The sequence below is a fragment of the Citrobacter europaeus genome (assembly GCA_020099315.1).
Classification (GTDB): domain Bacteria; phylum Pseudomonadota; class Gammaproteobacteria; order Enterobacterales; family Enterobacteriaceae; genus Citrobacter; species Citrobacter europaeus.
Genome location: CP083650.1, coordinates 1,407,159 through 1,431,448, shown reverse-complemented (window position 1 = coordinate 1,431,448; position 24,290 = coordinate 1,407,159). Strand labels below are relative to the sequence as shown.

Below are 24,290 nucleotides of genomic sequence, written 5' to 3'. Positions count from 1 at the left end.
TTTATCCATTGATGTCATTGATCCAATCCATGATTTACTCACACTGATGGCGGATAAATATTAACCAATAATACTCAAGCACAACAATAAACACAATTTAAATAAGGTTAAACCTAAGTAAATAGTGCCAATAAGTTCTTAATAATTTTTCAAGTCATCTTGTTTATTGCAGAAAAAACTTTGCGAGATTAATCAATATTATCCATGCGATAATTCTGGATAATTTCACGTTATAACTTACGGGCAAACGACTGCTTTTAATCATTCCTTGATGTAGTTTCTGCCACTTTTTGATAGACGTGATAAAGGACACACTGTGAAAACTTTCGGAAAGGTCTGGCTCGTTGGAGCAGGTCCCGGTGATATTTCATTACTGACTCTCAAAGCGATGATGTGCATTAAACAGGCTGACGTCATTATTTACGATCGGCTGGTCAATCCTAAAATTTTGGAATGGGCATTACCTGATTGCCTGCTCGTGAATGTCGGCAAAAACCCAGGCTTCCATTGTGTTCCCCAGGATGAAATCAATGCTCTGCTGGTCCAGTATGCCCACACGCATCACAACATCGTGCGCCTCAAAGGTGGTGATCCCTATGTTTTTGGCCGTGGGGCTGAAGAGGTAGAGGACCTGGTTGAGACTGGCATCCCTTTCGAAGTCGTACCGGGTATTAGTTCTACTATTGGTGGCCTGACCTATGCCGGGATCCCAGTGACACATCGCGATTTTGCCTCTGGCTTTCACGTGGTAACGGGTCATACACGGGAAGGCAATCAGCAGCAGGACTGGCGTCAACTGGCGAAGCTTAACGGTACGTTGGTCATCGTCATGGGTATCGCCAATCTGGCGTTTATCTGTGAAGAGCTGTTGATGGGTGGGAAATCAGCAGACACGCCCGCCGCGCTAATTATGTCCGCGACCCGAGAAAATCAACGCCGCCTGACCTGTACGCTCGGTTCATTACTGAGTAAAGCTCAGGAAGCAAACATCCTTCCACCGGCGCTGATTGTCATCGGTGATGTAGTGACCCTGAGCGATCGGCTCTCTTTTATACCTGAAGCCATCACACTGCCAGAAAACCTTTACTGCGAAAGTCTGGCGTGACGAAAAGACTGGGGCGACGTTTGATGCGCCGCCCGAAAAACGCGGCAAAAGTAGCTGGTTTGTGCGTATTGCAGTTTCCGCGCAATACTGTCTATAGAATGAACCGGATCGTGTAATAACTCCCCCGCTTTTTGCATTCTTTTCTGACTTACCCAGGTTTTAAAATTAACGCCCTGGCGTTTCTTGAAAAACCGGCTGAAATAGTTTGCGCTTAAACAAACATGAGCAGCGACGGCTTCCAAAGACAATTCACCATACAGATTTTCATCAATGTAACGCAGCGCCGCCATAAGTTTTTTCTCGTGACGCGAAGGTTCAGTAAAATAATGACGAGCGTAACGGGTTGGCGGAACTGAAATCTCCTCAGTAATCAACTGTTGTTTCTCAAAATTATCAACAATAAAACTTAACAAATTTGCTGCTGCCGCCAGCGCATTATTATCCACTACCGCAGACTGGCCCCACTCAGCTTTAAGCATGGGGTTATCAACCCATGAGAATTTATTATCAATAACGATAGCCTTATATTCCTGAAACTTTACCCGCACCTGCCCGCAGATAATAAAACCGTAAAGATGCCCCTCTCGAATTAATGGCATCGAGAACAGGCTTAGTCCCGCATGACAGGTGAGTATTCTGGGTTTAAGCTGTTTTAACGCCTCAAAAGCACAATACTTGTCGCATTTTTGGCAACCCGCTCGATAGCGTTCATCCGCACGCATTAATGAGCAAAACGAATTAAAATTATGACACTTAGACACCGCCTTACCATTAATATCAACGACGACCGTAGCTAACCCGGTTGCACGGGAGAAGAGTTCTGCGATAGAGAAAAAACGTTGTAAATAGTCATCCTGGATTTTCAGCGGCACGTTATCCTCCGGCATTAACAATATTAAAGTCGCTAATATGCAAAATTTAGTCTCAAGAAAGAATGATGCTCACCGCAAAAAATAATCTCATTTATGCAGATGATTATGATCAATCGGCAAGAGAATTATGCGACCACGATAATACTCCGTTGCACACCGCTGACTTCACTTTCTCAAAGATTAACGAATCTTCACACTCTCTTGTGAGACTCTTTTCGCAACACTCAACATCTATCTCTATTATTTTCAATAGATTACTCATTTTTACTGTGAATCAATGATGTGCTTATTTGTGATAATCATCATGTGAATGTGAAAGGCCCTCCTGAATAATATGTTCAATTAGCAAACAATCTGAACGGAGTTGATCCATGGCCGTCACCACAGGCGTTATCGCCGACGATTTCACCGGCGCAACGGACATTGCAAGCTTTATGGCGCAGCAGGGGTGGCGCGTTGCGCTATTGCCTGGAATGCCTGATCCCGCTCAATGCTGGAATGAAGAGGTTGACGCTATCGTCATCTCGCTAAAAAGTCGCTCTTTACCCGCAGAACAGGCCGTCGCACAGTCTCTGTCCTGTGCCCGCTGGCTGAAACAAAAGGCAGGCGTCCGCCAGATCTATTTTAAATATTGTTCAACGTTTGACTCCACGCCAACAGGCAACATTGGACCAGTCAGCGATGCGTTGATGAACGACCTGCAGACTCCTGTGATCGTCCACTGCCCCGCCCTGCCGCAAAACGGGCGCACGGTGGTGCACGGCCATCTTTTTGTAAACGGCGTACTGCTTAACGAGTCCGGAATGGAAAAGCATCCGCTCAATCCCATGACCGATGCCAGCCTGCCGCGCCTGCTGAGCGCGCAAACGCCAGGCGCGGTTGGCTGCATCAACCTCAGGACGCTGCATCAAGGTGTGGAAGCGGTCACTAACGCTCTGGCCCAACTTCAGGCTGAAGGTATGCGTCACATTATCGTCGATACGCTGGATGAAGCAGATCTCAACACGCTGGCGCAAGCACTCCATGCCAGTCCTCTGTTAGCCGGGGGCTCCGGGCTTGGCGGCGCGCTGGCCGCCTGCGCCAGAGGTCAGCAACCCCAGCCGTCGGACGCTTTTCCACTGCCTGCCAAAACGGTGGTGTTCTCCGGTAGTTGCTCGGCGATGAGCAATCGTCAGGTTACTCGTTATAAGGCCGCGGCAGCATCTCGAGTACTCGATGTCGCTCGCTGCCTGTCTGATGCAGAACGCTACACCGATGAACTGTGTGCCTGGACGATGACGCATATCAACGACCCATTCGCGCCGATGATATACGCCACCCAACCGCCAGACGTACTCACACGCATTCAACAGGAGTACGGCGAACAGGCTGCCAGCCAGGCAATCGAACACGCTTTTGCCCGACTGAGCGCCAGGCTACAGGCTGCAGGTGTAAACACTTTTATTGTCGCAGGCGGAGAAACATCCGGCACCGTGGTGGAAGCCTTGCAGGTGAAGCGTCTTTCCGTTGGCAAAGCCATCGCGCCAGGCGTGCCGTGGGTCTTTTCTTCCGGTCTGGCGCTGGCGCTGAAGTCAGGCAACTTTGGTGACGAAGATTTCTTTTTTACTGCCCAGGAGTACGCATTATGAATCCGGTGAGTGAACACCAACTGCGCGAACTACTCGTCCATTATGGCCGTTCCCTGTTTATGCGCGGCTACAGTAGCGGCGGTTCCGGCAATCTCAGCGCCAAACTGCCGGATGGCGGCTATCTGGTGACCCCGACCAACTCCTGTCTGGGCGAGCTTAATCCGGCCACGCTAAGTCGGCTTGATGCCAACGGCGTTCATCTAAGCGGTGACAGCCCCTCAAAAGAGGTGCCCATGCATCTGGCGTGGTATCGGCATCGCCCATCCTGCGGCGCGGTCGTGCACCTGCATTCTCCATGGCTGACCGCGCTCTCCTGCCTGCCGTGCACCACGCCGGAAAACTGTCTGCCGCCATTAACGCCGTACTACGTGATGCGCGTCGGGCAGTTGCCGCTGCTGCCTTATTTCAAGCCAGGCCATGAAGGTATTGCCAGCGCGCTGAGTGAAATTGCAGCAGACCATACGGCAGCGCTGCTGGCCAACCACGGGCCGGTAGTAAGCGGTCGCTCGCTGCGTGAGGCAGTGTTTAACGCCGAAGAGCTGGAAGACAGCGCCCGCATCTGGCTGACGTTAAAACCGCTCGGCTATGTTCCGCTCTCAGAAGAGGCGGTGGCCGAACTTGAACATTCCCGACAAGCGTGAGGTGAGATGATGATCCCCGAGCAACGACGTGATTTTATCTACCGCTACGTGCACGAAAAAAATGCCGCCTCATTTAATGAACTGGCAGATTTGATGAGCGTGTCGCATATGACCGTGCGCCGCGACATTCAATTGCTGGAAGAAGAAGGCAAAGTTATCGCCATTAACGGCGGCGTGAAGCTCAATAACCTGTTGAAATCGGAACTGCCATGGCGGGAAAAAGCTGAGTTGAATCATGACGTGAAGCGCAAAATGGGCCAGCTTGCCGCAATGCTCATTGAGCCCGGACAAACGCTGTATCTGGATGCCGGAACGTCGTTGTTTGAAGTGGCGAAAGCGGTCGCCGCCAGCCACTGTTTCAATCTGACGGTAGTCACCAACGATTTTTCCATCAGCCACTACTTGATGGATATGCCGCACATTACGCTCTATCACACCGGCGGTCTGGTGGATCAACGTAACCGCTCATGTCTTGGAAAAAGCGCCGCCAGTTTTCTGCGTACCATTAATATTGACGTGGCGTTTCTGAGCTCCTCGTCATGGGATACCGAACGCGGTATGTCGACACCGAGTGAAGGGAAAGCCTCGGTCAAAGAAGCGGTGCTCACCGTCTCCCGGCGTCGGGTGCTGGTCTGCGACAGCAGTAAGTTTGGCAAATACGGCATGTTTCACATCTGCGGTCTGCAGCAGTTGACCGACATTATTTCTGATAATCGGTTACCGGAAAACGCTCAGCAAACTATTGCCAGTCAGGGCGTTAAGCTGCATCTGGTTGATGGCCGGGAGGGTGCGCGCCATGCTGAAGTTAGCGGCTAATCTCGACTGGTTGTTTACAGATTTACCGATAGCGGCGCGATTTGCGGCGGCGCAGGCGGCCGGTTTTCGCGGCGTAGAAGGGCTGTTTCTCTGGCAGCACCCGCTGGAGCATTTGCGAGCCGCTCAGCGGGAAACATCCCTGCCGGTGGTGCTGATGAACGCCCCGGCTGGCAACTGGGCGCAAGGTGAACGAGGGCTGGCCGCACAGCCCGATCGAGACAAAGAATTTCGCCATAGCCTGAACGTGGCGCGCGATTATGCCACGGCGCTGGGCTGTCGCCGGGTTCACGTTATGGCCGGCTTGCGCTGCGACGACCTGACGCTACACGCCCAGCGCGATCTCCTGACGAACCGGCTGCGCATCGCCTGCGATGTGATGGCAGACGCGGAAATCGATGTACTGATTGAACCATTAAATTCGCAGGATATGCCCGGTTATTTTATTGACAGTTTTCCGCTGGCCGAGTCAATTATTCACGAAGTTGCCAGGAAAAATATCGGCTTACAGTTTGATATTTACCACTGTCAGAAAATTCATGGCAACGTGGCGAAAAATATCGAACGCTATTTTACCCTTATTAAATATTTTCAAATCGCTTCTGTTCCTTATCGTCATGAACCGGGAACCGGGGAATTAAATGAAACATGGTTATTTGATTTTATAAGAAAAATGAATTACCAGGACTGGATTGGCTGTGAATATCAACCGTCAACATCAGGGCCCGACTCATTAAACTGGATGACGCCTTACCTATAATTTTAATATCTCTGTACCGGAGGAAAAAATGTCGGATACTGTTATTATTTCGCTGGCACCTGTTGCCGCGGATTGCCCCAGAGTTATACCCGAAGAACTGGCGCAGGAAATACTCGCCAGCGTAGAACATGGCGCGTCCATCGTGCATTTACACGTTCGCGATAAACAGGGACGCCTGACACCAGATACTACCGACTTTCAGGCAACCATCGACCGCGTAATGCGCCATTCGGACCTGATTATTCAGGCTTCTACCGGCGGCGTCTCTTCAATGTCCATCGCCGAACGCTGCGCGCCACTGGACTGCCCCGGCGTGGAAATGGCTTCGCTGAACGTCGGTTCCGTCAACCTTGGTGATGCGGTGTACTTTAATCCCGCTCCGGATGTGGAATATTGTTCCCGGCAAATAACCGAACGCCATATTATTCCAGAGTTTGAAGTTTTTGAAATCGGCATGATTAATAACATCCTGATGCTTGAAGATAAAATAAAATTTCAAAAACCCATGCTCTTTAATATCGTTCTCGGTCACCGCGGCAGTACGCCTGCTACCGTTGACGCATTAATTGCTTTGCGTAGCATGATCCCACGCGACGCCTTATGGGGAATTACCCATTTTGGCAGAAAGAATTTCGATATTATCGCTGCTGCCGTCGCTATGGGGGCCAGTGAAGTGCGAATCGGCTTTGAAGATAGTTATTATTTAAGCACCGAAGAAAAAGCGCAGCATAATTATCAGCAGGTCGCCAAACTCGCTACGCTCATTCAGAGTATGGATAAAAAAGTCGCCACACCGGAAATTGCGCGGCGCATGTTATCTATTCCTCCCCGGCAGCAATAACAACAGCAAGGACATTTCAACATGACTATGACCACTGTTATTCACAAAACCGGACTCGGCGTCAGCGTTGCGGGCGCGGCGCTGGCGATTATCGGCGCACTCATCCAGTCCGCGGCCCTGTGGCAGCCGGGGCTGGTGATGTTCACCGCCGGATTCGCCGCCGGTGCAGGCTACTGGCCTGGTTTACGCAGCTATCAGTTTACGCTGTGGATCATCGCCGGTTTTGTTGCCGCCATGACCTGGTCTACGGATCTGATCGTCTGGGGCGGTTTCAATATCACCCATAAATGGATCGTGTTCCTCGTGATTCAGGCCACCATGTTCAGCATGGGCACTAAACTAACAATCCAGGATTTTATTGATGTCGCCAAAATGCCGTGGGCCGTGTTTATCGGTACCTTCTGCCATTTCGTGATCATGCCCCTGCTCGGCCTGACCATCACTCTGGTATTCAATTTTCCGCCTGAAGTCGCGGTAGGCATTTTATTGATTGGCGCTTGCCCCAGCGGTCTCTCGTCGACGGTGATGGTTTACATCGCCAACGCCAACCTCGCGCTGGCGGTGTCAATCGCCGCCGTCTCAACGCTGGCGGCAACGGTGATGACGCCGCTGTGGGTTAATCTGCTGGCGGGTTCGATGATCGATATCCAGCTCACCGCGATGGTGATGGACGTGGTGAAAATCGTATTAATTCCCATCGGCGCGGCAATTCTGCATGACTATCTGAAAACCTATGCAGGCGTACGCGGTCGCCGTGTTGTGCAGGTGCTTGCCGGGATCGGCGCACTTTGGCTGCTGTATATGATTGCCGGCGGCTGGGACGCGCTGTTTGGTCACGCCAGCGCCGAAGCGCAGATGTACGCGGTAGTCCTCAACTTCATGGCAGGCGGTTTCGTCTGGGCATTGTTCTACAACTGGCTGTATGGCCGCGTGGCGGGCGTGAAGAAGGTCATGCCAACCATCTCAATGATGGGGATCATTTTCTTTACCACCACCGCAGCCGCAGCCGGACGCGACAACCTGGTACAGGTCGGCTTCCTGCTCTGCTTCGCCATGTTGATGCACAACCTCGGTGGTTTCCTGATTGGCTATCTGATGAGCCGCTGGATCTTCCGCATGGACGTGCAGTCTGCCCGTACCGTGGCCTTTGAAGTCGGACTGCAAAACGGCGGTATGGCGTCCGGGCTTGCCGCGGCGATGGGCAAACTGGCAACCGTTGGCCTCGCATCAGCGGTGATGACACCGCTGGGCAACGTTAGCGGCTCGCTGCTCGCCAACTACTGGCGCAAAAAAGACGCCAGACAGGCGCAGGCAGCTGCAGCTAAAGATCCCGTTCAACCCGCTTGCGAAAATCTGTCGAAAGGATAATCACGATGAAAACTCTCACTCTGGGACACGCCCTGCGCGCCGTAACCTGTGCGCTAGAGCTCGCCGAAACATGTTATGCAGATCGCCCATTAAGCGTGGCCGTATGCGATACCAATGGAGAACTGCTTAGCTTTGCGCGGATGGATAACGCCAAACTGTTAACCATCGAGTTAACCCAGCGTAAAGCGCGCACCAGTAGCCGCCTGGGTTGCACAACGCAGGCATTTTTACAGCGTCTGCAGAAAGAGCAACTGGATATTAGCTATTTTGCCGACCCGCGTTTTACAGCGCTGCCGGGCGGGATCCCGATTCTGCACCAAGGGAAATGCCTCGGAGCCGTCGCGGTAGGCGGTTTATCCGCACAGGAAGATCATGATGCGGCGCTGGCCGTCGCGGAAACGTTACTCAAGGAGATTGCCCAATGAAAAAAGTCGCCATGCTGCATACCAGTGCAGCCACGCTTGCGATGATGCAACAACTGATCGCCGACATTATGCCGGACGTGGAAGTTATGCACCTGGTTGAAGAATCCATGATCAAGCAGGTAATGAAGGCCCAGGGCGTGACGCCAGATATTGCCGCTCGTATCGCCGACTATGTGCATATTGCTGAAAAGGCGGACTGCGATATCTTTATTACCGCCTGTTCCTCAATTGGTACTGCGGTGGAACAATGCCAGTTTATGACCACACTCCAGCTCGCGCGCATTGACTGCGCGATGGTGGAAGAGGCGATTGAAAAAGGCGAGCGGATCGCCGTGCTGGCTACCGTCGCCACCACGCTGAAGCCGACGCTGGATTACGTGCAGCGCAAAGTCCAACAGAGCGGTCAGCAGCGCACTATCACGCCGATATTAATGGAAGACGCCTTCCATGCGCTGTTAGCAGGAGATATGGACACCCATGACCGTATCGTCAGTGAAGGATTACAGAGCGCCTTTAGCCAGGCGGATGTCGTGATGCTGGCGCAGGCCTCGATGGCGCGGGTGTTACGGCAGCTCCCTGCCCCGCCGGTACCGGTAATGACCTCACCGGAAAGCGGCATTCGCTGGCTGAAGGCGCTGGCGGAAAGCTGAGTTACGGGCAAAAAAAAGGCCATCATCAGATGGCCAACCATGTCGAAACGGGACCAGCCCTTGACTATGCAGAGAGTCAGGGCTGTTTTTTTTAGTTCTTACTTAATAACGGTTTTCAGCGCTTCGCCAATATCGGCCAGGCTACGAACAGTTTTCACGCCTGCGGCTTCCAGCGCAGCAAATTTCTCATCCGCCGTACCTTTACCACCTGCGATGATTGCCCCCGCGTGTCCCATACGTTTGCCTTTCGGCGCGGTAACGCCAGCGATGTAGCCCACAACCGGCTTGGTCACGTGATCTTTGATATAAGCCGCCGCTTCTTCTTCCGCGCTGCCGCCGATCTCACCGATCATGACGATCGCTTCAGTCTGCGGATCTTCCTGGAACAGCTTCAGGATGTCGATGAAGTTAGAGCCAGGGATCGGGTCGCCGCCGATGCCCACACAGGTAGACTGGCCGAAACCGTAGTCGGTGGTCTGCTTAACCGCTTCATAGGTCAGCGTACCGGAACGGGAAACGATGCCCACTTTACCCGGCTTATGAATATGGCCCGGCATGATGCCGATTTTGCATTCGCCCGGGGTGATAACGCCTGGGCAGTTCGGGCCGATCATGCGCACGCCGGCTTCATCGAGCTTCACTTTCACGGTCAGCATATCCAGCGTCGGGATGCCTTCGGTGATGGTGATGATCAGTTTGATGCCTGCATCAATCGCTTCCAGAATGGAGTCTTTGCAGAACGGTGCCGGAACGTAGATAACGGTGGCGGTGGCGCCGGTCGCTTCTACCGCTTCACGTACGGTGTTAAACACCGGCAGCCCCAGGTGCGTGGTGCCGCCTTTGCCAGGCGTTACACCGCCGACCATTTGTGTTCCGTAAGCAATCGCTTGTTCAGAGTGGAATGTCCCCTGGCTACCGGTGAAGCCCTGGCAGATAACCTTGGTATCTTTATTAATTAAAACTGACATTATTTCCCCTCCACTGCGGCAACAACCTGCTGAGCTGCATCCGTCAGACTTTTCGCTGCAATAATATTCAGGCCGCTATCAGCCAGTTTTTTCGCGCCGAGTTCAGCGTTGTTACCTTCCAGACGGACCACGACCGGAACGTTAACGCCCACTTCTGCTACCGCGCCGATGATACCGTCAGCGATCAGGTCGCAACGTACGATACCGCCGAAGATGTTAACCAGTACGGCTTTAACATTGTCGTCAGAGAGAATAATTTTGAACGCTTCGGTTACACGCTCTTTGGTCGCACCGCCGCCCACGTCGAGGAAGTTAGCCGGTTCGCCGCCGTGCAGCTTAACGATGTCCATGGTGCCCATTGCCAGGCCCGCGCCGTTAACCATACAACCGATGTTGCCGTCCAGTGCGACGTAGTTCAGTTCCCACTGTGCAGCCTGCGCTTCACGCGGATCTTCCTGAGACTGGTCGCGCATTTCACGCAGGTCAGCCTGGCGGAACAGCGCGTTGCCGTCAGCGCCCAGTTTGCCGTCGAGGCAGATCAGGTCACCCTGTTTGGTCACCACCAGCGGGTTAATTTCGATCAGCGCCAGGTCGCGCTCCAGGAAGATAGTCGCCAGACCCATGAAGATCTTGGTGAACTGTTGAACCTGCTTACCTTCCAGGCCCAGTTTGAACGCCAGCTCACGGCCCTGGTAAGGCATCGGACCTGCCAGCGGATCGAGCGCCACTTTGTGGATCAGGTGCGGGGTTTCTTCCGCCACTTTTTCGATTTCCACGCCGCCTTCGGTGGAGGCCATGAAGACCACGCGACGGGAGCTACGGTCAACAACTGCGCCGAGGTAGAGTTCTTTACCAATGTCGGTCGCGGCTTCAACCAGAATCTGATTTACCGGTTGACCCTGGGCGTCTGTCTGGTAAGTAACCAGACGTTTACCCAGCCAGTGCTCAGCAAAAGCGCGAATGTCTTCTTTGCTGTTTACCACCTTCACACCGCCCGCTTTACCACGGCCACCAGCGTGAACCTGACATTTCACTACCCACGGGCCTGCGCCAATTTTTGATGCAGCTTCTTCGGCTTCACGCGGAGTAGTACAGGCATAACCCACCGGTGCCGGTAAGCCATAGCGGGCAAAAAGTTGTTTTGCCTGATATTCATGTAAGTTCATGTGTTCTGTCCATCCTTCAGGTAATCGTTATCTTTTACCCGTAGGCCTGAAAAGCGTCCAGACCTACGGGGCAGGTGATACTCTTATTAACTACACGTCCAGCAGCAGACGCGTTGGATCTTCCAGCAACTCTTTAATGGTTACCAGGAAGCCCACTGACTCACGACCATCGATCAGACGGTGGTCATAAGACAGCGCCAGATACATCATCGGCAGGATTTCAACCTTGCCGTCTACGGCCATCGGACGATCTTTGATGGCATGCATACCCAGGATGGCGCTCTGCGGTGGGTTGATGATCGGCGTAGACATCAGGGAACCGAACACGCCACCGTTAGTGATGGTGAAGTTACCGCCCGTCAGATCTTCGACCGTCAGCTTGCCGTCGCGACCTTTAACTGCCAGTTCTTTGATATTTTTCTCGATATCAGCCATACCCAGCAGATCCACATCACGCAGGACCGGCGTGACCAGGCCACGCGGCGTGGAAACCGCCATGCTGACATCAAAGTAGTTGTGGTAAACCACGTCATCGCCGTCGATGGACGCGTTCACTTCCGGATAGCGTTTCAGCGCTTCAACGACCGCTTTCACGTAGAAAGACATAAAGCCCAGACGGATACCGTGGCGTTTTTCGAACGCGTCGCCGTACTGCTTACGCAGATCCATGATTGGCTTCATGTTGACTTCGTTGAACGTGGTCAGCATGGCGGTGGAGTTTTTCGCTTCCAGCAGACGCTCGGCTACGCGTTTGCGCAGACGGGTCATCGGAACACGTTTTTCACCACGAGCGCCCAGCGCAGGCTGTGCGGCTGGTGCTGCTGCCGGTGCTTTTGCTTCTGCTTTCGCAGCCGGAGCTTTGGCCAGATGTTTTTCAACATCTTCACGGGTGATACGACCGCCAACGCCGGTGCCGTTGATAGCGCTGGCTTCGAGGTTATGCTCACCCAGCAGGCGACGGATCGCCGGGCTCAGGGCATCGTTATTCTGCTCAGCAAGAGATGCCTGCTGGCGCTGCGCCGGGGTAGAATCTTTTTCTTCAGACTTGGCACTGGTCTCTTTACCGGTGCTGTTGCCTTCACGCAGGCGACCGAGGATCTGGCGAGAAGTGACGGTCGTCCCTTCATCTTCCAGAACCGCATCAAGAATACCGTCCGCTGATGCCGGTACTTCCAGTACCACTTTGTCAGTTTCGATTTCTACCAGTACTTCATCACGACGTACTGCATCGCCCGGTTTTTTGTGCCAGGTTGCAACCGTTGCATCCGCTACGGATTCAGGCAGGTCGGGAACAAGAATATCTACGCTACTCATTATTTATCCTTTATTTAATCGACGTTCAGCGCGTCATTAACCAGATCTTGCTGCTGCTTCTGGTGAACAGACATATATCCTACTGCCGGAGAGGCAGAGGCCGGGCGACCTGCATAACGCAGAGCTGACCCAAATGGAATTACTTCACGGAAATGATGCTGGCTGCAGTACCATGCGCCCTGGTTGAGCGGCTCTTCCTGGCACCAGACAAAATCATGTACATGAGCAAACGGTTTCAGCGCTTCCTGCACCGCTTTATGCGGGAACGGATAGAGCTGTTCGATGCGCACAATGGCGACATCTTTTTGGTCGTTTTTGCGGCGTTGCTCCAGCAGGTCGTAATAAACCTTACCAGAACACATCACGACACGCTTCACGCCTTTAGGATCAAGTTCATCGACTTCGCCAATGGCTGGCAGGAAGGCGCCATTTGCCAGTTCGTCCAGCGTAGACACCGCCAGCGGATGACGCAGCAGCGACTTCGGTGACATCACCACCAGCGGACGGCGCATACCGCGCAGCGCCTGACGACGCAACATGTGGTAAACCTGTGCCGGGGTAGACGGGACGCAAACCTGCATGTTTTGCTCAGCGCAAAGTTGCAGATAACGTTCCAGACGCGCGGAGGAGTGCTCCGGACCCTGACCTTCATAGCCGTGCGGCAGCAGCATAACCAGACCACACATACGGCCCCATTTCTGCTCGCCGGAAGAGATGAACTGGTCGATAACCACCTGCGCACCGTTGGCGAAGTCGCCGAACTGCGCTTCCCAGATGGTCAGCGTACGCGGTTCTGCGGTGGCATAACCGTACTCGAACGCTAACACGGCTTCTTCAGACAGTACTGAGTCCCATACGCGGAACGTGCCCTGTCCGTTATGCACATGCTGCAGCGGCGTGTAGGTTGAACCGTTCGCCTGGTTGTGAATCACCGCGTGACGGTGGAAGAAGGTTCCGCGACCGGAATCTTCACCCGACAGACGAACCGGAATGCCTTCGTCGACCAGCGTGGCGTAGGCCAGATTCTCTGCGCCGCCCCAGTCGAACAGCTTCTCGCCTGCGGCCATGGCCTGACGGTCGCCGTAAATTTTGGCAACACGCGACTGCATTTCAACCGCTTCAGGCACGGTGCTGATGCGTTTTGCCAGCTCCTGCAGACGCTTCATCTCAACTTTGTTCGGGTAGTTTTCATCCCACTCATGGTTGAGGTACGGCGACCAGGTGAAGGAGTGCATATTCATTGGACGCCACTCTTTCACCACGCATTCACCAGCATCCAGCGCGTCACGATACAGATTGACCATTTCGGTCGCATCTTCCAGTGTGGCGACGTTGTCCGCTTCCAGCTTGTCAGCGTAGATTTTACGCGGGGTCGGATGCTTTTTGATTTTCTGATACATCAGCGGCTGGGTTGCGCTCGGCTCGTCAGCTTCGTTGTGGCCGTGACGGCGGTAGCACACCAGATCGATGAAGACATCGCGTTTAAAGGTATTACGGAAATCCAGCGCCAGACGCGTCACGAAAGCGACCGCTTCCGGGTCATCCGCGTTGACGTGGAAAATCGGCGCCTGAACCATCTTACCGATGTCGGTGCAGTATGGTGTGGAACGCGCATCCAGCGGGTTAGAGGTAGTAAAGCCCACCTGGTTGTTGATGACGATGCGAACGGTACCGCCCACTTCGTAACCACGCGCTTTCGACATGTTCAGGGTTTCCTGAACTACGCCCTGCCCGGTAACTGCCGCGTCACCGTGAATGGTGATTGGCAGGACTTTATTGCTGCTCGGCTCGTCCAGCCTGTCCAGACGTGCGCGTACGGAACCGATAACCACCGGGCTAACGATTTCCAGGTGCGATGGGTTAAACGCCAGCGCCAGATGCACCAGACCGCCTTCGGTTTCGATATCCGATGAGAAGCCCATGTGGTACTTCACGTCGCCAGTGCCGAGGTGTTCTTTATGTTTGCCCGCAAATTCGTCGAACAGTTCCTGCGGGCGTTTGCCCAGTACGTTAACCAGCACGTTCAGACGACCACGGTGCGCCATGCCCAGCACCACTTCACGGGTACCGCTGTTACCAGCGTGACGGATCATCTCTTTGAGCATTGGGATTAACGCATCACCGCCTTCCAGCGAGAAGCGTTTTGCGCCCGGGAACTTAGCGCCCAGGTAGCGTTCCAGACCTTCTGCTGCGGTCAGTTCGCTAAGGAAGCGTTTTTTCTCTTCACTACTGAACGCGGCACGGCCAGACTCGATACGCTGCTGAAGCCAGCGTTTTTCTTCGGTGCTGGTGATGTGCATATACTCGGCGCCAATCGGGCCGCAGTAGGTTTGTTTCAGCGCGACAACCAGGTCGCTCAGCTTCATCGTGTCTTTGCCGCCGGCAAAAGAACCTACGTTAAAGCTTTCCTGGAAATCCGCATCGGTCAGATCGTGGAAAGACGGGTCCAGATCGGCCACATTTTCTTGTTGCCACAGTCCCAGCGGATCGAGATTCGCATGCTGATGACCGCGGAAACGATAGGCGTTAATGAGCTGCAGGACTTTAACCTGCTTCACATTGGCATCAGGGTCGGAAATAGAAGAAGAGTAACGTGGGGTAATCAACGCCTGTCGACGGAAATAATCACGTGTTTTTGAGTGGAGTTGATCCGGTTTGACTCCGGTACCAGGTAACTGCTGGAACGTCGAACGCCAGTTAGCATCTACCGAGTCAGGGTCGGTTAAGAAGTCTTCATAGAGCTGTTCTATCCAGCTCTGGTTAGAACCAGAGAGGTAAGAAGAGTCCAACCAGGCTTTCAAAGCGCTGTTCTGCATCGTGATCCCTTAAGCATCTTTTCTGCTTATTTAATACTCTAAATAGATCACGTTTCAGGAAGGCGGCAAGCTTGCGAATCCCCGGGAGCTTACATCCAGTAAGTGACCGGGGTGAGCAAGTGCAGCCAACGCACATGCAACGTGATCTATGACGAGTATTTCGCCGTGGATACTACCACGCACACCGATGTGCGTGCCGGGGTTCACTTGCGAGCTCTTTTTATTTGGCTCGCGAAGGAACCTTTAAAAACTGTCAGAGATAAGAGGCAGTTTTTAGAGGTTTCCTGCACTTATATTGCCTGATGGCGCTTAGCTTATCAGGCCTACGGGATTTCACCTGTAGGCCGGATAAGACGCTACGTCGCCATCCGGCAACCACTACAACAACTTACGCACTACGTTTGAGCAGCATCGACTTAATATGGCCGATGGCGCGCGTCGGGTTCAGCCCTTTCGGACATACACTGACGCAGTTCATGATGCTATGGCAGCGGAATACGCTGAAAGCGTCACTTAAACCTTCCAGGCGGCTGTCGGTCTCGGTATCGCGGCTATCAATTAAGAAGCGATACGCTGCCAGCAGGCCTGCCGGGCCAATAAACTTGTCCGGGTTCCACCAGAATGATGGGCAGGACGTTGAGCAGCATGCACACAAAATACATTCATACAGCCCATCGAGCTTCTCACGCTGCTCAGGCATTTGTAAATGCTCACGAGCCGGCGGATTTTTCCCATTATTCAACAAGTAAGGCTTAATCTTCTCATACTGTGCGTAGAATTGCCCCATGTCTACCACCAAATCGCGCACAACCGGTAAACCTGGCAGCGGGCGAATGACAATTTTCTTGCCCGGCTGATTCAGCGCAGAAATAGGTGTGATACAGGCCAGTCCATTTTTGCCGTTCATGTTCAGACCGTCGGAGCCACAAACCCCTTCACGGCAGGAGCGACGAAACGACAGCGACGGATCTTTTTCTTTCAACTGCATCAATGCATCCAGCAGCATCATGTCGCGCCCTTCTTCCGCCTCCAGGGTGTAATCCTGCATGTGCGGAGCGTCGTCAACATCCGGGTTATAGCGATAAACTGAAAACTCGAGTTTCATTGTCCTGTCTCCGCATTAATAAGTACGAATCTTCGGCGGGAATGCCGGGCGCAGCTTCGGTTCCATATTGACTTGACGTCGCGTCATGGATTCCGACTCTGGCAGGTACAGGGAATGGCACAGCCAGTTTTCATCATCACGTTCCGGGAAGTCGAAGCGGCTATGCGCGCCGCGGCTTTCGGTACGGAAGTTTGCAGATACTGCAGTGGCGTACGCGGTCTCCATCAGGTTATCCAGCTCCAGACACTCAACGCGCTGGGTGTTGAACTCGCTGGAGGTATCGTCCAGGCGGGCATTTTTCAGACGTTCGCGGATCGCTTTCAGCTCTTCCAGACCTTTCGCCATCGCATCGCCTTCGCGGAATACCGAGAAGTTGTGCTGCATACATTCCTGCAGCGCTTTGCGAATTGCCACCGGGTCTTCACCGTTGCGGTTACCGTTCCAGCGATTCAGGCGCGCCAGAGAAGCATCGATTTCATCTTCGGTCGCATCCAGCAGGTCACCCTGCTCAGCGATAGATTCCTGCAGATGCAGCCCCACCGCACGACCAAATACCACCAGGTCCAGCAGCGAGTTGCCGCCCAGACGGTTGGCGCCGTGAACCGACACGCACGCGATTTCGCCGACAGCAAACAGCCCCGGGATCACCACATCTTCGCCCTGTTCGTTTACGGTCAGCGCCTGGCCTGTCACTTTGGTCGGAATACCGCCCATCATATAGTGGCAGGTTGGGATAACCGGAATCGGCTCTTTGACCGGGTCAACGTGAGCAAAGGTACGAGACAGTTCGAGAATGCCCGGCAGACGGGATTCCAGCACTTCTTTACCCAGGTGGTCGAGTTTCAATTTGGCATGCGGACCCCACGGGCCGTCGCAGCCGCGACCTTCACGGATTTCGATCATGATGGAACGCGCCACCACGTCACGACCCGCCAGGTCTTTCGCGTTCGGGGCATAACGCTCCATAAAGCGCTCGCCGTGTTTGTTCAGCAGGTAGCCACCTTCACCACGGCAGCCTTCTGTTACCAGAACGCCTGCGCCGGCGATGCCGGTTGGGTGAAACTGCCACATCTCCATATCCTGCACCGGCACGCCAGCGCGGATAGCCATACCCACGCCGTCACCGGTGTTGATGTGGGCATTGGTGGTGGACTGATAAATACGGCCAGCACCGCCGGTCGCCAGCACGGTTGCGCGGGCTTTGAAGTAAACCACTTCACCGGTTTCGATACACAGCGCGGTACAACCGACAACGGCGCCATCGGCGTTTTTCACCAGGTCCAGCGCATACCACTCGGAGAAAATTGTGGTGTGGTTTTTCAGGTTCTGCTGATACAGCGTGTGCAACAGCGCATGACCGGTACGGTCTGCCGCTGCCGCGGTACGTGCCGCCTGCTCGCCGCCGAAGTTCTTCGACTGGCCGCCAAACGGACGTTGATAAATTGTGCCATTGTCGAGGCGAGAGAACGGCAGCCCCATGTGGTCCAGCTCCAGAATCGCTTCCGGACCGGTTTTACACATATATTCAATAGCGTCCTGGTCACCAATGTAGTCCGACCCTTTAACGGTGTCGTACATGTGCCATTCCCAGTTATCTTCATGGGTATTACCGAGCGCAACGGTGATGCCACCTTGTGCGGATACGGTATGGGAACGGGTTGGGAACACTTTGGAGAGCAGCGCACAGGTCTGACCGCTCTGGGAAATTTGCAGCGCCGCGCGCATACCTGCGCCGCCGGCACCAATCACAACAGCATCAAATTCTCTGACTGGCAGTTTCATTACACACCCCACACCACAACAAATCCATAAATGACGTAAACCACCAGCGCAACGACGATAGCCAGTTGCAGAATCAGGCGCACAGCCAGAGGTTTAACGTAGTCGGTCAACACCTGCCACATGCCGATCCAGGCATGAATCAAGATGGAGAAAAGTGCCAGCAGGGTGAAGACTTTGGTGAATGCCGATGAGAAGAAACCGGTCCAGACTTCAAACGTCAGCTCGCCGCTGGTGGCGAAGAAGCCGACCATATAGATGATGTATAACGTCAGAACGATAGCGGTAGCACGGACCAGAATGAAGTCATGTACGCCGTTGCGTCCTAATGCGGAGGCGTTGCTTACCATACGAGGACTCCTGCGAGAAGTGAAAGCACGACAATGATAACGAAACAAATTTTGGCGGAGCGTGTCCCTGCTTCGAGGGTTTCTTCGATATAGCCAAAATCCATCAACAGATGGCGAATGCCCATTACGGCGTGATATGCCAGCGCAATCAGGATCCCCCACAGAATTAACTCCACAAAGAAGTTATTCATAATGGATGACGCGGTGAGGAAACCTTCAGGGGAGGAAAGGCTGGTACCCAATAACCACAACAGAATCCCGACCGCCACGAAGGTGATCACTCCGGATACGCGATGGAGAATGGACGCTATCGCCGTGATTGGGAACCGGATCGTTTGCAGATCCAGATTGACAGGTCTTTGTTTTTTCACATTTCTTATCATGAATAACGCCCACATGCTGTTCTTATTATTCCCTTTGGACTTCGGGTACAGAAGATGAAGACACCTGTAGCCTGAAAGACGACGGGATTTCCTTCCTCCGGTCTGCGTGCGGGTCAGACAGCGTCCTTACTATAACTACGCGTCATATAAAACACTGCTTCCAGATGCTAAAACGACACGATACAACGCTGGTTGGCTCGGGATTGCAGGGTATTCCGGAGACCTGGCGGCAGTATAGGACGTTCACAAAATCATTACAATTAACCTACATATAGTTTGTCGGGTTTTATCCCGAACAGTGACATAGGTCACGATAACAACATTATTTTAATTTTTAATCATCTGATTTGACAATCATTAAACAAAGTTGTTACAAACGACACCAGAAAAAGCATATAATGCGTAAAAGTTATGGGGTCACTCTTTCACCGGAGATTTAGTTATGTAACAGTGTGGAAGTATTGACCAATACCGTCAGGACAGTTATTAGTGATAGACAGGTTTAATAATTCGGATTGCTAAGTTCTTGATTTGCAGTTTATTCGCCATGAAAAGACCGTTTTACCTGCAAGCGCCCATAGCTCTGTACCCAGGTCATCCCCTCTTTCGCAGAGCGGCGAGCCAAATAACAAACTGGTAACGGTTTATTGATGTACGAAGGCAGATTTAAGTTCCGGCAGTCTTAAGCAATAAGGCGCTAAGGAGACCGTAAATGGCTGATACTAAAGCAAAACTCACTCTAAATGGTGACGCTGCTATTGAACTGGATGTGCTGAAAGGTACGCTCGGTCAAGATGTTATTGATATTCGTAGCCTTGGCTCAAAAGGGATGTTTACTTTTGACCCAGGTTTCACCTCTACCGCATCCTGCGAATCCAAAATTACTTTCATTGATGGTGACGAAGGTATTTTGTTGCATCGCGGCTTCCCGATTGATCAGTTGGCGACCGAGTCTAACTATCTGGAAGTGTGTTACATCCTGCTGTACGGTGAAAAACCGACGCAGGAAGAGTACGACGAGTTCAAAACCACAGTCACTCGCCATACCATGATCCACGAGCAGATCACCCGTCTGTTCCACGGTTTCCGCCGCGACTCTCACCCGATGGCCGTTATGTGCGGTGTTACCGGGGCGCTGGCTGCGTTCTACCACGACTCGCTGGATGTGAATAATCCACGTCACCGTGAAATCGCCGCTTTCCGTCTGCTGTCCAAAATGCCAACCATGGCAGCAATGTGTTATAAATATTCCATTGGACAGCCGTTCGTCTACCCGCGTAATGACCTCTCTTACGCCGGTAACTTCCTGAACATGATGTTCTCCACGCCGTGCGAAAAATACGAAGTCAATCCGATTCTGGAACGCGCAATGGACCGTATCTTAATCCTGCACGCTGACCACGAACAGAACGCCTCAACCTCTACCGTACGTACCGCGGGTTCTTCTGGCGCTAACCCGTTTGCCTGTATCGCGGCCGGTATTGCTTCCCTGTGGGGACCGGCACACGGCGGCGCAAACGAAGCTGCACTGAAAATGCTGGAAGAAATCAGCTCTGTTAAACACATTCCGGAATTTGTTCGCCGCGCGAAAGACAAGAATGATTCCTTCCGCCTGATGGGCTTTGGTCACCGTGTTTACAAAAACTATGACCCGCGCGCTACCGTCATGCGTGAAACCTGCCACGAAGTGCTGAAAGAATTGGGCACCAAAGACGATCTGCTGGAAGTGGCGATGGAACTTGAGCACATTGCGCTCAACGACCCGTACTTCATCGAGAAGAAACTCTACCCGAATGTAGACTTCTACTCCGGCATCATCCTGAAAGCGATGGGTATTCCGTCCTCCATGTTCACCGTTATCTTCGCCATGGCGCGTACCGTTGGCTGGATTGCGCACTGGAACGAAATGCACACCGACGGCATGAAAATCGCTCGTCCGCGTCAGCTGTACACCGGCTACGACAAGCGCGATTTTAAATCTGCAATTAAGCGTTAATTGTCTGCCGGATGGCGCTTGCGCCTGTCCGGCTTTCAGCTATTAATTCTCCCGGGTCGGATAAGGCAGTAACGCCAGAATCCGACCTGTTTTTTCTTGATCCACATTATTTTATTCTCATCGCGCTTTCTCTATGATTTACTGAGATTTCCGTCATTTCACTCAGGAGCATGGGATGCCTGTTTTGCAGTGGAGCCTGTTGTTTCTGCTATCGCTCCTTCTTTCCCTGCTCTTTCTGTTTATCCATCTTCCAGGACCATTGCTGCTCGGTTCGATGATCGTCGGCATCATCTTCAGTATGCGCGGCATTTCGCTGCACCCTCCCCGCTGCACATTTCTTGGTGCGCAGGCGATTCTCGGCTGTATGATTGCCCAAAATCTGACCGGTTCAATCTTCACAACCCTTGCGGCCCACTGGCCGATGGTGATTGTTGTCCTGCTGGCGACCCTTATCAGCAGCGCGGTAATCGGCTGGCTGCTGGTGCGCTACAGTAATCTACCGGGGAACACCGGCGCGTGGGGTTCTTCACCTGGCGGCGCGGCAGCGATGGTCGCGATGGCCCAGGAATTTGGCGCCGACATCCGGCTGGTGGCGTTTATGCAGTATCTGCGCGTACTGTTGGTGGTCGGGGCAGCAGCGCTGGTCACCCGATTGATGATGGGCGATCAGGCGCAGGCGGTCAGTGAACAAATCGTCTGGTTTCCGCCACTGAGCGGTAATCTGTTCAGTACCCTGGCGCTGGCCGCCGTTGCCGGTGTAGCCGGGCGCTTACTGCGTATCCCCTCCGGCGTGATGTTATTGCCCATGCTGGCGGGCGCGTTGCTGAACGCTGGCGGTGTGATGGTGATTGAACTGCCGGAATGGCTGCTGGCAATAGCTTATATGGCCATCGGCTGGCAAATCGGCCTTGGCTTTGACAAGCAGATTTTCTTAACGGCGTTGCGCCCCTTACCGCAGATCCTGTTGTCCATTTTTTCACTGATGGCGATCTGCGCCGCTATGGCCTGGGGGCTGGCGCATTACATGCAGATAGATTTTCTCACCGCCTATCTGGCGACCAGTCCCGGTGGGGTGGATTCTGTTGCGGTGATTGCCGCAGGGAGTCACGCCGATATGGCGTTGATCATGGCGATGCAAACCCTGCGGCTGTTCAGCATTTTATTAACCGGCCCGGCGGTGGCGCGGTTTATTTCAGTGCACGCGCCAAAGCAATTATCATCGTAAGCCGGAATTAGTTTAAGTTATATTTAAACCCTACCCTGATTTGATATTCATTTTTTGTATCATCACCATCTTTGTATTTATCAAGATAGCCTAATTCAAAAAATGGATAAAACCGCGGTGTGGCATGGAAATTAAATACAAAGTTATGCTGCAGAGTATGATTCTTGCCGTTAGCATACTCAAATTTATCGCCATGGGTTTTACTGTAATACGTTGGATTATATTGCACCCAGAAGTTTGGCGTAAAATACTTGGTTAAATAAATATCAACGCGGTGCTCTGAAGAGTCATCCCAGTCGCCTTGCAACGTTTCGCTGTCATGGTTTTGATGGTTATATCGGTAGCGTAGTACAGCCCCCAGCGTTGGGTCAAAATGATAGCCAATACCAATATAAGGGTCGACACGTGAACCTGCAGACTCCCAGTGAAACACCACGCCGGGCTCAAGCCAGAAGTCACTATCACCCAGAGCAAAAGGCTTGTTAAACTCGGCTTCCTGATAGCTGCTTTTCCACTGGTCCATATTTTTACCAAGATCGGCATCGGTTTCAAAACTCCAGTACATGCTTTTAAATATACTGTCTGAGTCCTGTACCACCCCGGTTAACATTAATCGCTGCAAAAAACCTTTGCTGGCCGTACGGTACTGCGTACGCGGTGCAAAATACACGGTAGTAAAGGGTGTCGATTTCGCCTGAGGGGCAGTAGTCGTATTATTTTCCGTGGCCATAGCGCCAGTTACAGGCATGACCAGTGCAGCCATTAATATGGCTGCATTAATATTATTGCTTTTCATTATATTTTCCTCGCCGTACAGAGATAAAATCCCCCCCTGCTAAATCAATAGCCTGAATATTTAACCGAGGGAGCGGAATATTACCAGTAACTTTTCCAGCAGGATATTGCACGGGTCATCGCTTCCATCAGGAAATAATCCCCCCACGCGCAGCACTCATCCACACCGACGTTACCTTTAAAATAATAAACAGAGTGTTTTAATAATCCTTCGCCTGCTTCATGCGCAGCATTTAGATAATCATCAAGCATTCGCGCAATCATCCTTAATGCCAACGCTTCATAACTTTCACGTTCCGGATGGGTTGCCGGTAGCTGTTTTACCAGCTCCAGCAGCGCGCAGGCGAGAATCGCGCTGGCAGAGCTATCCCTTTCACTGTTGGGATCGGTAAGCGCCAAATCCCAATAACAGATAAGATCTTCCGGCAAACGATTAATAAAGTAATTTGCCAGCGTCTGGCTCAGTTCCAGAAGCCGCTCATCTCCGGTATAGAGATAATTCAGCAGAAAGCCATAAACACCCCATGCCTGCCCGCGCGACCAGCAGGAATCATCGGAAAAACCCTGATGCGTATTGCCAAACCGCGGTTCCCCGGTGCGCACATCCATATAGTACGTATGAAAAGTTGAGCCGTCCTCGCGCACAATATAACGTCGCGCCTGCTCTATATGATTTTTCGCCGCTTCAGCATAGCGTGGATCGCCGGTGCTGGCGCTTGCCTGATACAGCAAGGGCAGATTCATATTGCAGTCTATAATCATCCTGCCCTGCTGCTCCGGATTATCCAGTTCGCCCCACGCCTGAATAATGCCGCATTTCTCGTGATAGCGTTCCATTAGCACTTCTGCCGCCTGCTGCGCGATATAAGTCGCCTCGCGATTGCCGGTTAGTTTATTGGCCGCTATACATGAAAGGCTGTACAGAAAACCCAGATCGTGGTGATTGGTATGATCCCTACTGGCAATACGTTCGCCAAAAGAACGGACATGTTGTTCGGCCAACGTACGATACGCATCATTACGCGTCCATTCCCACGCCAGCCACAGCTGGCCAGTCCAGAAACTGGTGGTCCATTCCTGATTATCGATAATTGGGTAGCGACCATTTTCACATGCCGCATCCGGAAAACGCGTGCCAAAATAATCGCTGTTACGATCGATAGCAGATAAAATGACCGGTAAAGCGCGGCGAATCTTCTGCGTAATAGCAGCGCGCTCGCCGCTTCGCAGGACAACAGGAACGATCGGTTCTTTACGGATAGTCACAGACATAATTCTCTCGTTTTCTTC

General features: G+C 52.7%; 22 protein-coding genes. 11 read left to right on the top strand and 11 right to left on the bottom strand.

The features are described 5' to 3' along the window. Nucleotides 1-316: 316 nt before the first annotated feature. On the top strand, nt 317-1,105 hold the full coding sequence (gene cobA, locus LA337_06620; protein UBI17364.1) for a uroporphyrinogen-III C-methyltransferase: 789 nt from the start codon (nt 317-319) through the stop codon (nt 1,103-1,105). Here cobA and LA337_06615 read toward each other — a convergent pair. Then, on the bottom strand, nt 1,084-1,977 hold the full coding sequence (locus LA337_06615; GenBank protein ID UBI17363.1) for a PocR ligand-binding domain-containing protein: 894 nt from the start codon (nt 1,975-1,977) through the stop codon (nt 1,084-1,086). The genes cobA and LA337_06615 overlap by 22 nt on opposite strands. Nucleotides 1,978-2,348: 371 nt before the next feature. Between LA337_06615 and LA337_06610 the strand changes: the two genes are divergently transcribed. Genes LA337_06610 through LA337_06575 form a run of 8 tightly spaced genes read left to right on the top strand, consistent with a single transcriptional unit; the run spans nt 2,349 to nt 9,103 of the window. Continuing rightward, entirely contained in the window at nt 2,349-3,605 is a 1,257-nt protein-coding gene (locus LA337_06610; protein UBI17362.1) for a four-carbon acid sugar kinase family protein, read from the top strand. After that, entirely contained in the window at nt 3,602-4,246 is a 645-nt protein-coding gene (locus LA337_06605; protein UBI17361.1) for an aldolase, read from the top strand. Before LA337_06610 ends, LA337_06605 begins: the two co-directional genes overlap by 4 nt. Nucleotides 4,247-4,252: 6 nt before the next feature. Beyond that, the gene (locus LA337_06600) at nt 4,253-5,062 is read left to right on the top strand and encodes a DeoR/GlpR family DNA-binding transcription regulator (GenBank protein ID UBI17360.1); all 810 of its coding nucleotides are present in this window, start codon (nt 4,253-4,255) and stop codon (nt 5,060-5,062) included. Beyond that, complete coding sequence (locus LA337_06595; GenBank protein ID UBI17359.1) at nt 5,043-5,819, top strand: TIM barrel protein; 777 nt, start codon at nt 5,043-5,045, stop codon at nt 5,817-5,819. The genes LA337_06600 and LA337_06595 overlap by 20 nt, the downstream gene beginning before the upstream one ends. 28 nt (nt 5,820-5,847) lie before the next feature. Continuing rightward, nucleotides 5,848-6,660, top strand: coding sequence for a 3-keto-5-aminohexanoate cleavage protein (locus LA337_06590; GenBank protein ID UBI17358.1), 813 nt, complete (start codon nt 5,848-5,850; stop codon nt 6,658-6,660). A gap of 21 nt (nt 6,661-6,681) precedes the next feature. Beyond that, a complete protein-coding gene (locus LA337_06585; GenBank protein UBI17357.1) occupies nt 6,682-8,028 on the top strand; it encodes a bile acid:sodium symporter family protein in 1,347 nt (448 codons plus the stop codon). A 5-nt stretch (nt 8,029-8,033) separates the two neighbouring features. Beyond that, nucleotides 8,034-8,453, top strand: a complete 420-nt coding sequence (locus LA337_06580) for a heme-binding protein (GenBank protein UBI17356.1) — start codon at nt 8,034-8,036, stop codon at nt 8,451-8,453. Further along, nucleotides 8,450-9,103 (top strand): aspartate/glutamate racemase family protein, encoded by a 654-nt coding sequence (locus tag LA337_06575; GenBank protein UBI17355.1) that lies wholly within the window; start codon nt 8,450-8,452, stop codon nt 9,101-9,103. The genes LA337_06580 and LA337_06575 overlap by 4 nt, the downstream gene beginning before the upstream one ends. 98 nt (nt 9,104-9,201) lie before the next feature. On the opposite strand, the gene sucD is transcribed toward LA337_06575, so the two are convergent. From sucD to sdhC, 8 genes are all read right to left on the bottom strand, one after another. Further along, nucleotides 9,202-10,071, bottom strand: coding sequence for a succinate--CoA ligase subunit alpha (gene sucD / locus LA337_06570; protein UBI17354.1), 870 nt, complete (start codon nt 10,069-10,071; stop codon nt 9,202-9,204). After that, on the bottom strand, nt 10,071-11,237 hold the full coding sequence (gene sucC, locus LA337_06565) for an ADP-forming succinate--CoA ligase subunit beta (GenBank protein UBI17353.1): 1,167 nt from the start codon (nt 11,235-11,237) through the stop codon (nt 10,071-10,073). The genes sucD and sucC overlap by 1 nt, the downstream gene beginning before the upstream one ends. A gap of 90 nt (nt 11,238-11,327) precedes the next feature. Beyond that, the gene (gene odhB, locus LA337_06560) at nt 11,328-12,551 is read right to left on the bottom strand and encodes a 2-oxoglutarate dehydrogenase complex dihydrolipoyllysine-residue succinyltransferase (protein UBI17352.1); all 1,224 of its coding nucleotides are present in this window, start codon (nt 12,549-12,551) and stop codon (nt 11,328-11,330) included. Nucleotides 12,552-12,565: 14 nt separating this feature from the next. After that, nucleotides 12,566-15,367: a 2-oxoglutarate dehydrogenase E1 component gene (gene sucA, locus LA337_06555; protein ID UBI17351.1), complete on the bottom strand. Its 2,802-nt coding sequence runs from the start codon at nt 15,365-15,367 to the stop codon at nt 12,566-12,568. A 388-nt stretch (nt 15,368-15,755) separates the two neighbouring features. Then, a complete protein-coding gene (sdhB, locus tag LA337_06550) occupies nt 15,756-16,472 on the bottom strand; it encodes a succinate dehydrogenase iron-sulfur subunit SdhB (protein ID UBI17350.1) in 717 nt (238 codons plus the stop codon). Nucleotides 16,473-16,487: 15 nt separating this feature from the next. Then, nucleotides 16,488-18,254 carry a succinate dehydrogenase flavoprotein subunit gene (gene sdhA / locus LA337_06545; protein UBI17349.1) on the bottom strand — a complete coding sequence of 589 codons (1,767 nt, stop codon included), beginning with the start codon at nt 18,252-18,254 and terminating at the stop codon, nt 16,488-16,490. Next, nucleotides 18,254-18,601, bottom strand: coding sequence for a succinate dehydrogenase membrane anchor subunit (gene sdhD, locus LA337_06540; GenBank protein ID UBI17348.1), 348 nt, complete (start codon nt 18,599-18,601; stop codon nt 18,254-18,256). The genes sdhA and sdhD overlap by 1 nt, the downstream gene beginning before the upstream one ends. After that, nucleotides 18,595-18,999, bottom strand: coding sequence for a succinate dehydrogenase cytochrome b556 subunit (gene sdhC, locus LA337_06535; protein ID UBI17347.1), 405 nt, complete (start codon nt 18,997-18,999; stop codon nt 18,595-18,597). Before sdhC ends, sdhD begins: the two co-directional genes overlap by 7 nt. Nucleotides 19,000-19,696: 697 nt before the next feature. Between sdhC and LA337_06530 the strand changes: the two genes are divergently transcribed. Then, nucleotides 19,697-20,980: a citrate synthase gene (locus LA337_06530; GenBank protein UBI17346.1), complete on the top strand. Its 1,284-nt coding sequence runs from the start codon at nt 19,697-19,699 to the stop codon at nt 20,978-20,980. Nucleotides 20,981-21,155: 175 nt separating this feature from the next. After that, nucleotides 21,156-22,205 (top strand): AbrB family transcriptional regulator, encoded by a 1,050-nt coding sequence (locus LA337_06525; protein ID UBI17345.1) that lies wholly within the window; start codon nt 21,156-21,158, stop codon nt 22,203-22,205. Nucleotides 22,206-22,212: 7 nt separating this feature from the next. Here LA337_06525 and LA337_06520 read toward each other — a convergent pair whose 3' ends face one another. Continuing rightward, a complete protein-coding gene (locus LA337_06520) occupies nt 22,213-23,001 on the bottom strand; it encodes a porin (GenBank protein ID UBI17344.1) in 789 nt (262 codons plus the stop codon). A gap of 80 nt (nt 23,002-23,081) precedes the next feature. Continuing rightward, nucleotides 23,082-24,272 carry a glycoside hydrolase family 88 protein gene (locus tag LA337_06515; protein ID UBI17343.1) on the bottom strand — a complete coding sequence of 397 codons (1,191 nt, stop codon included), beginning with the start codon at nt 24,270-24,272 and terminating at the stop codon, nt 23,082-23,084. Nucleotides 24,273-24,290 lie beyond the last annotated feature (18 nt).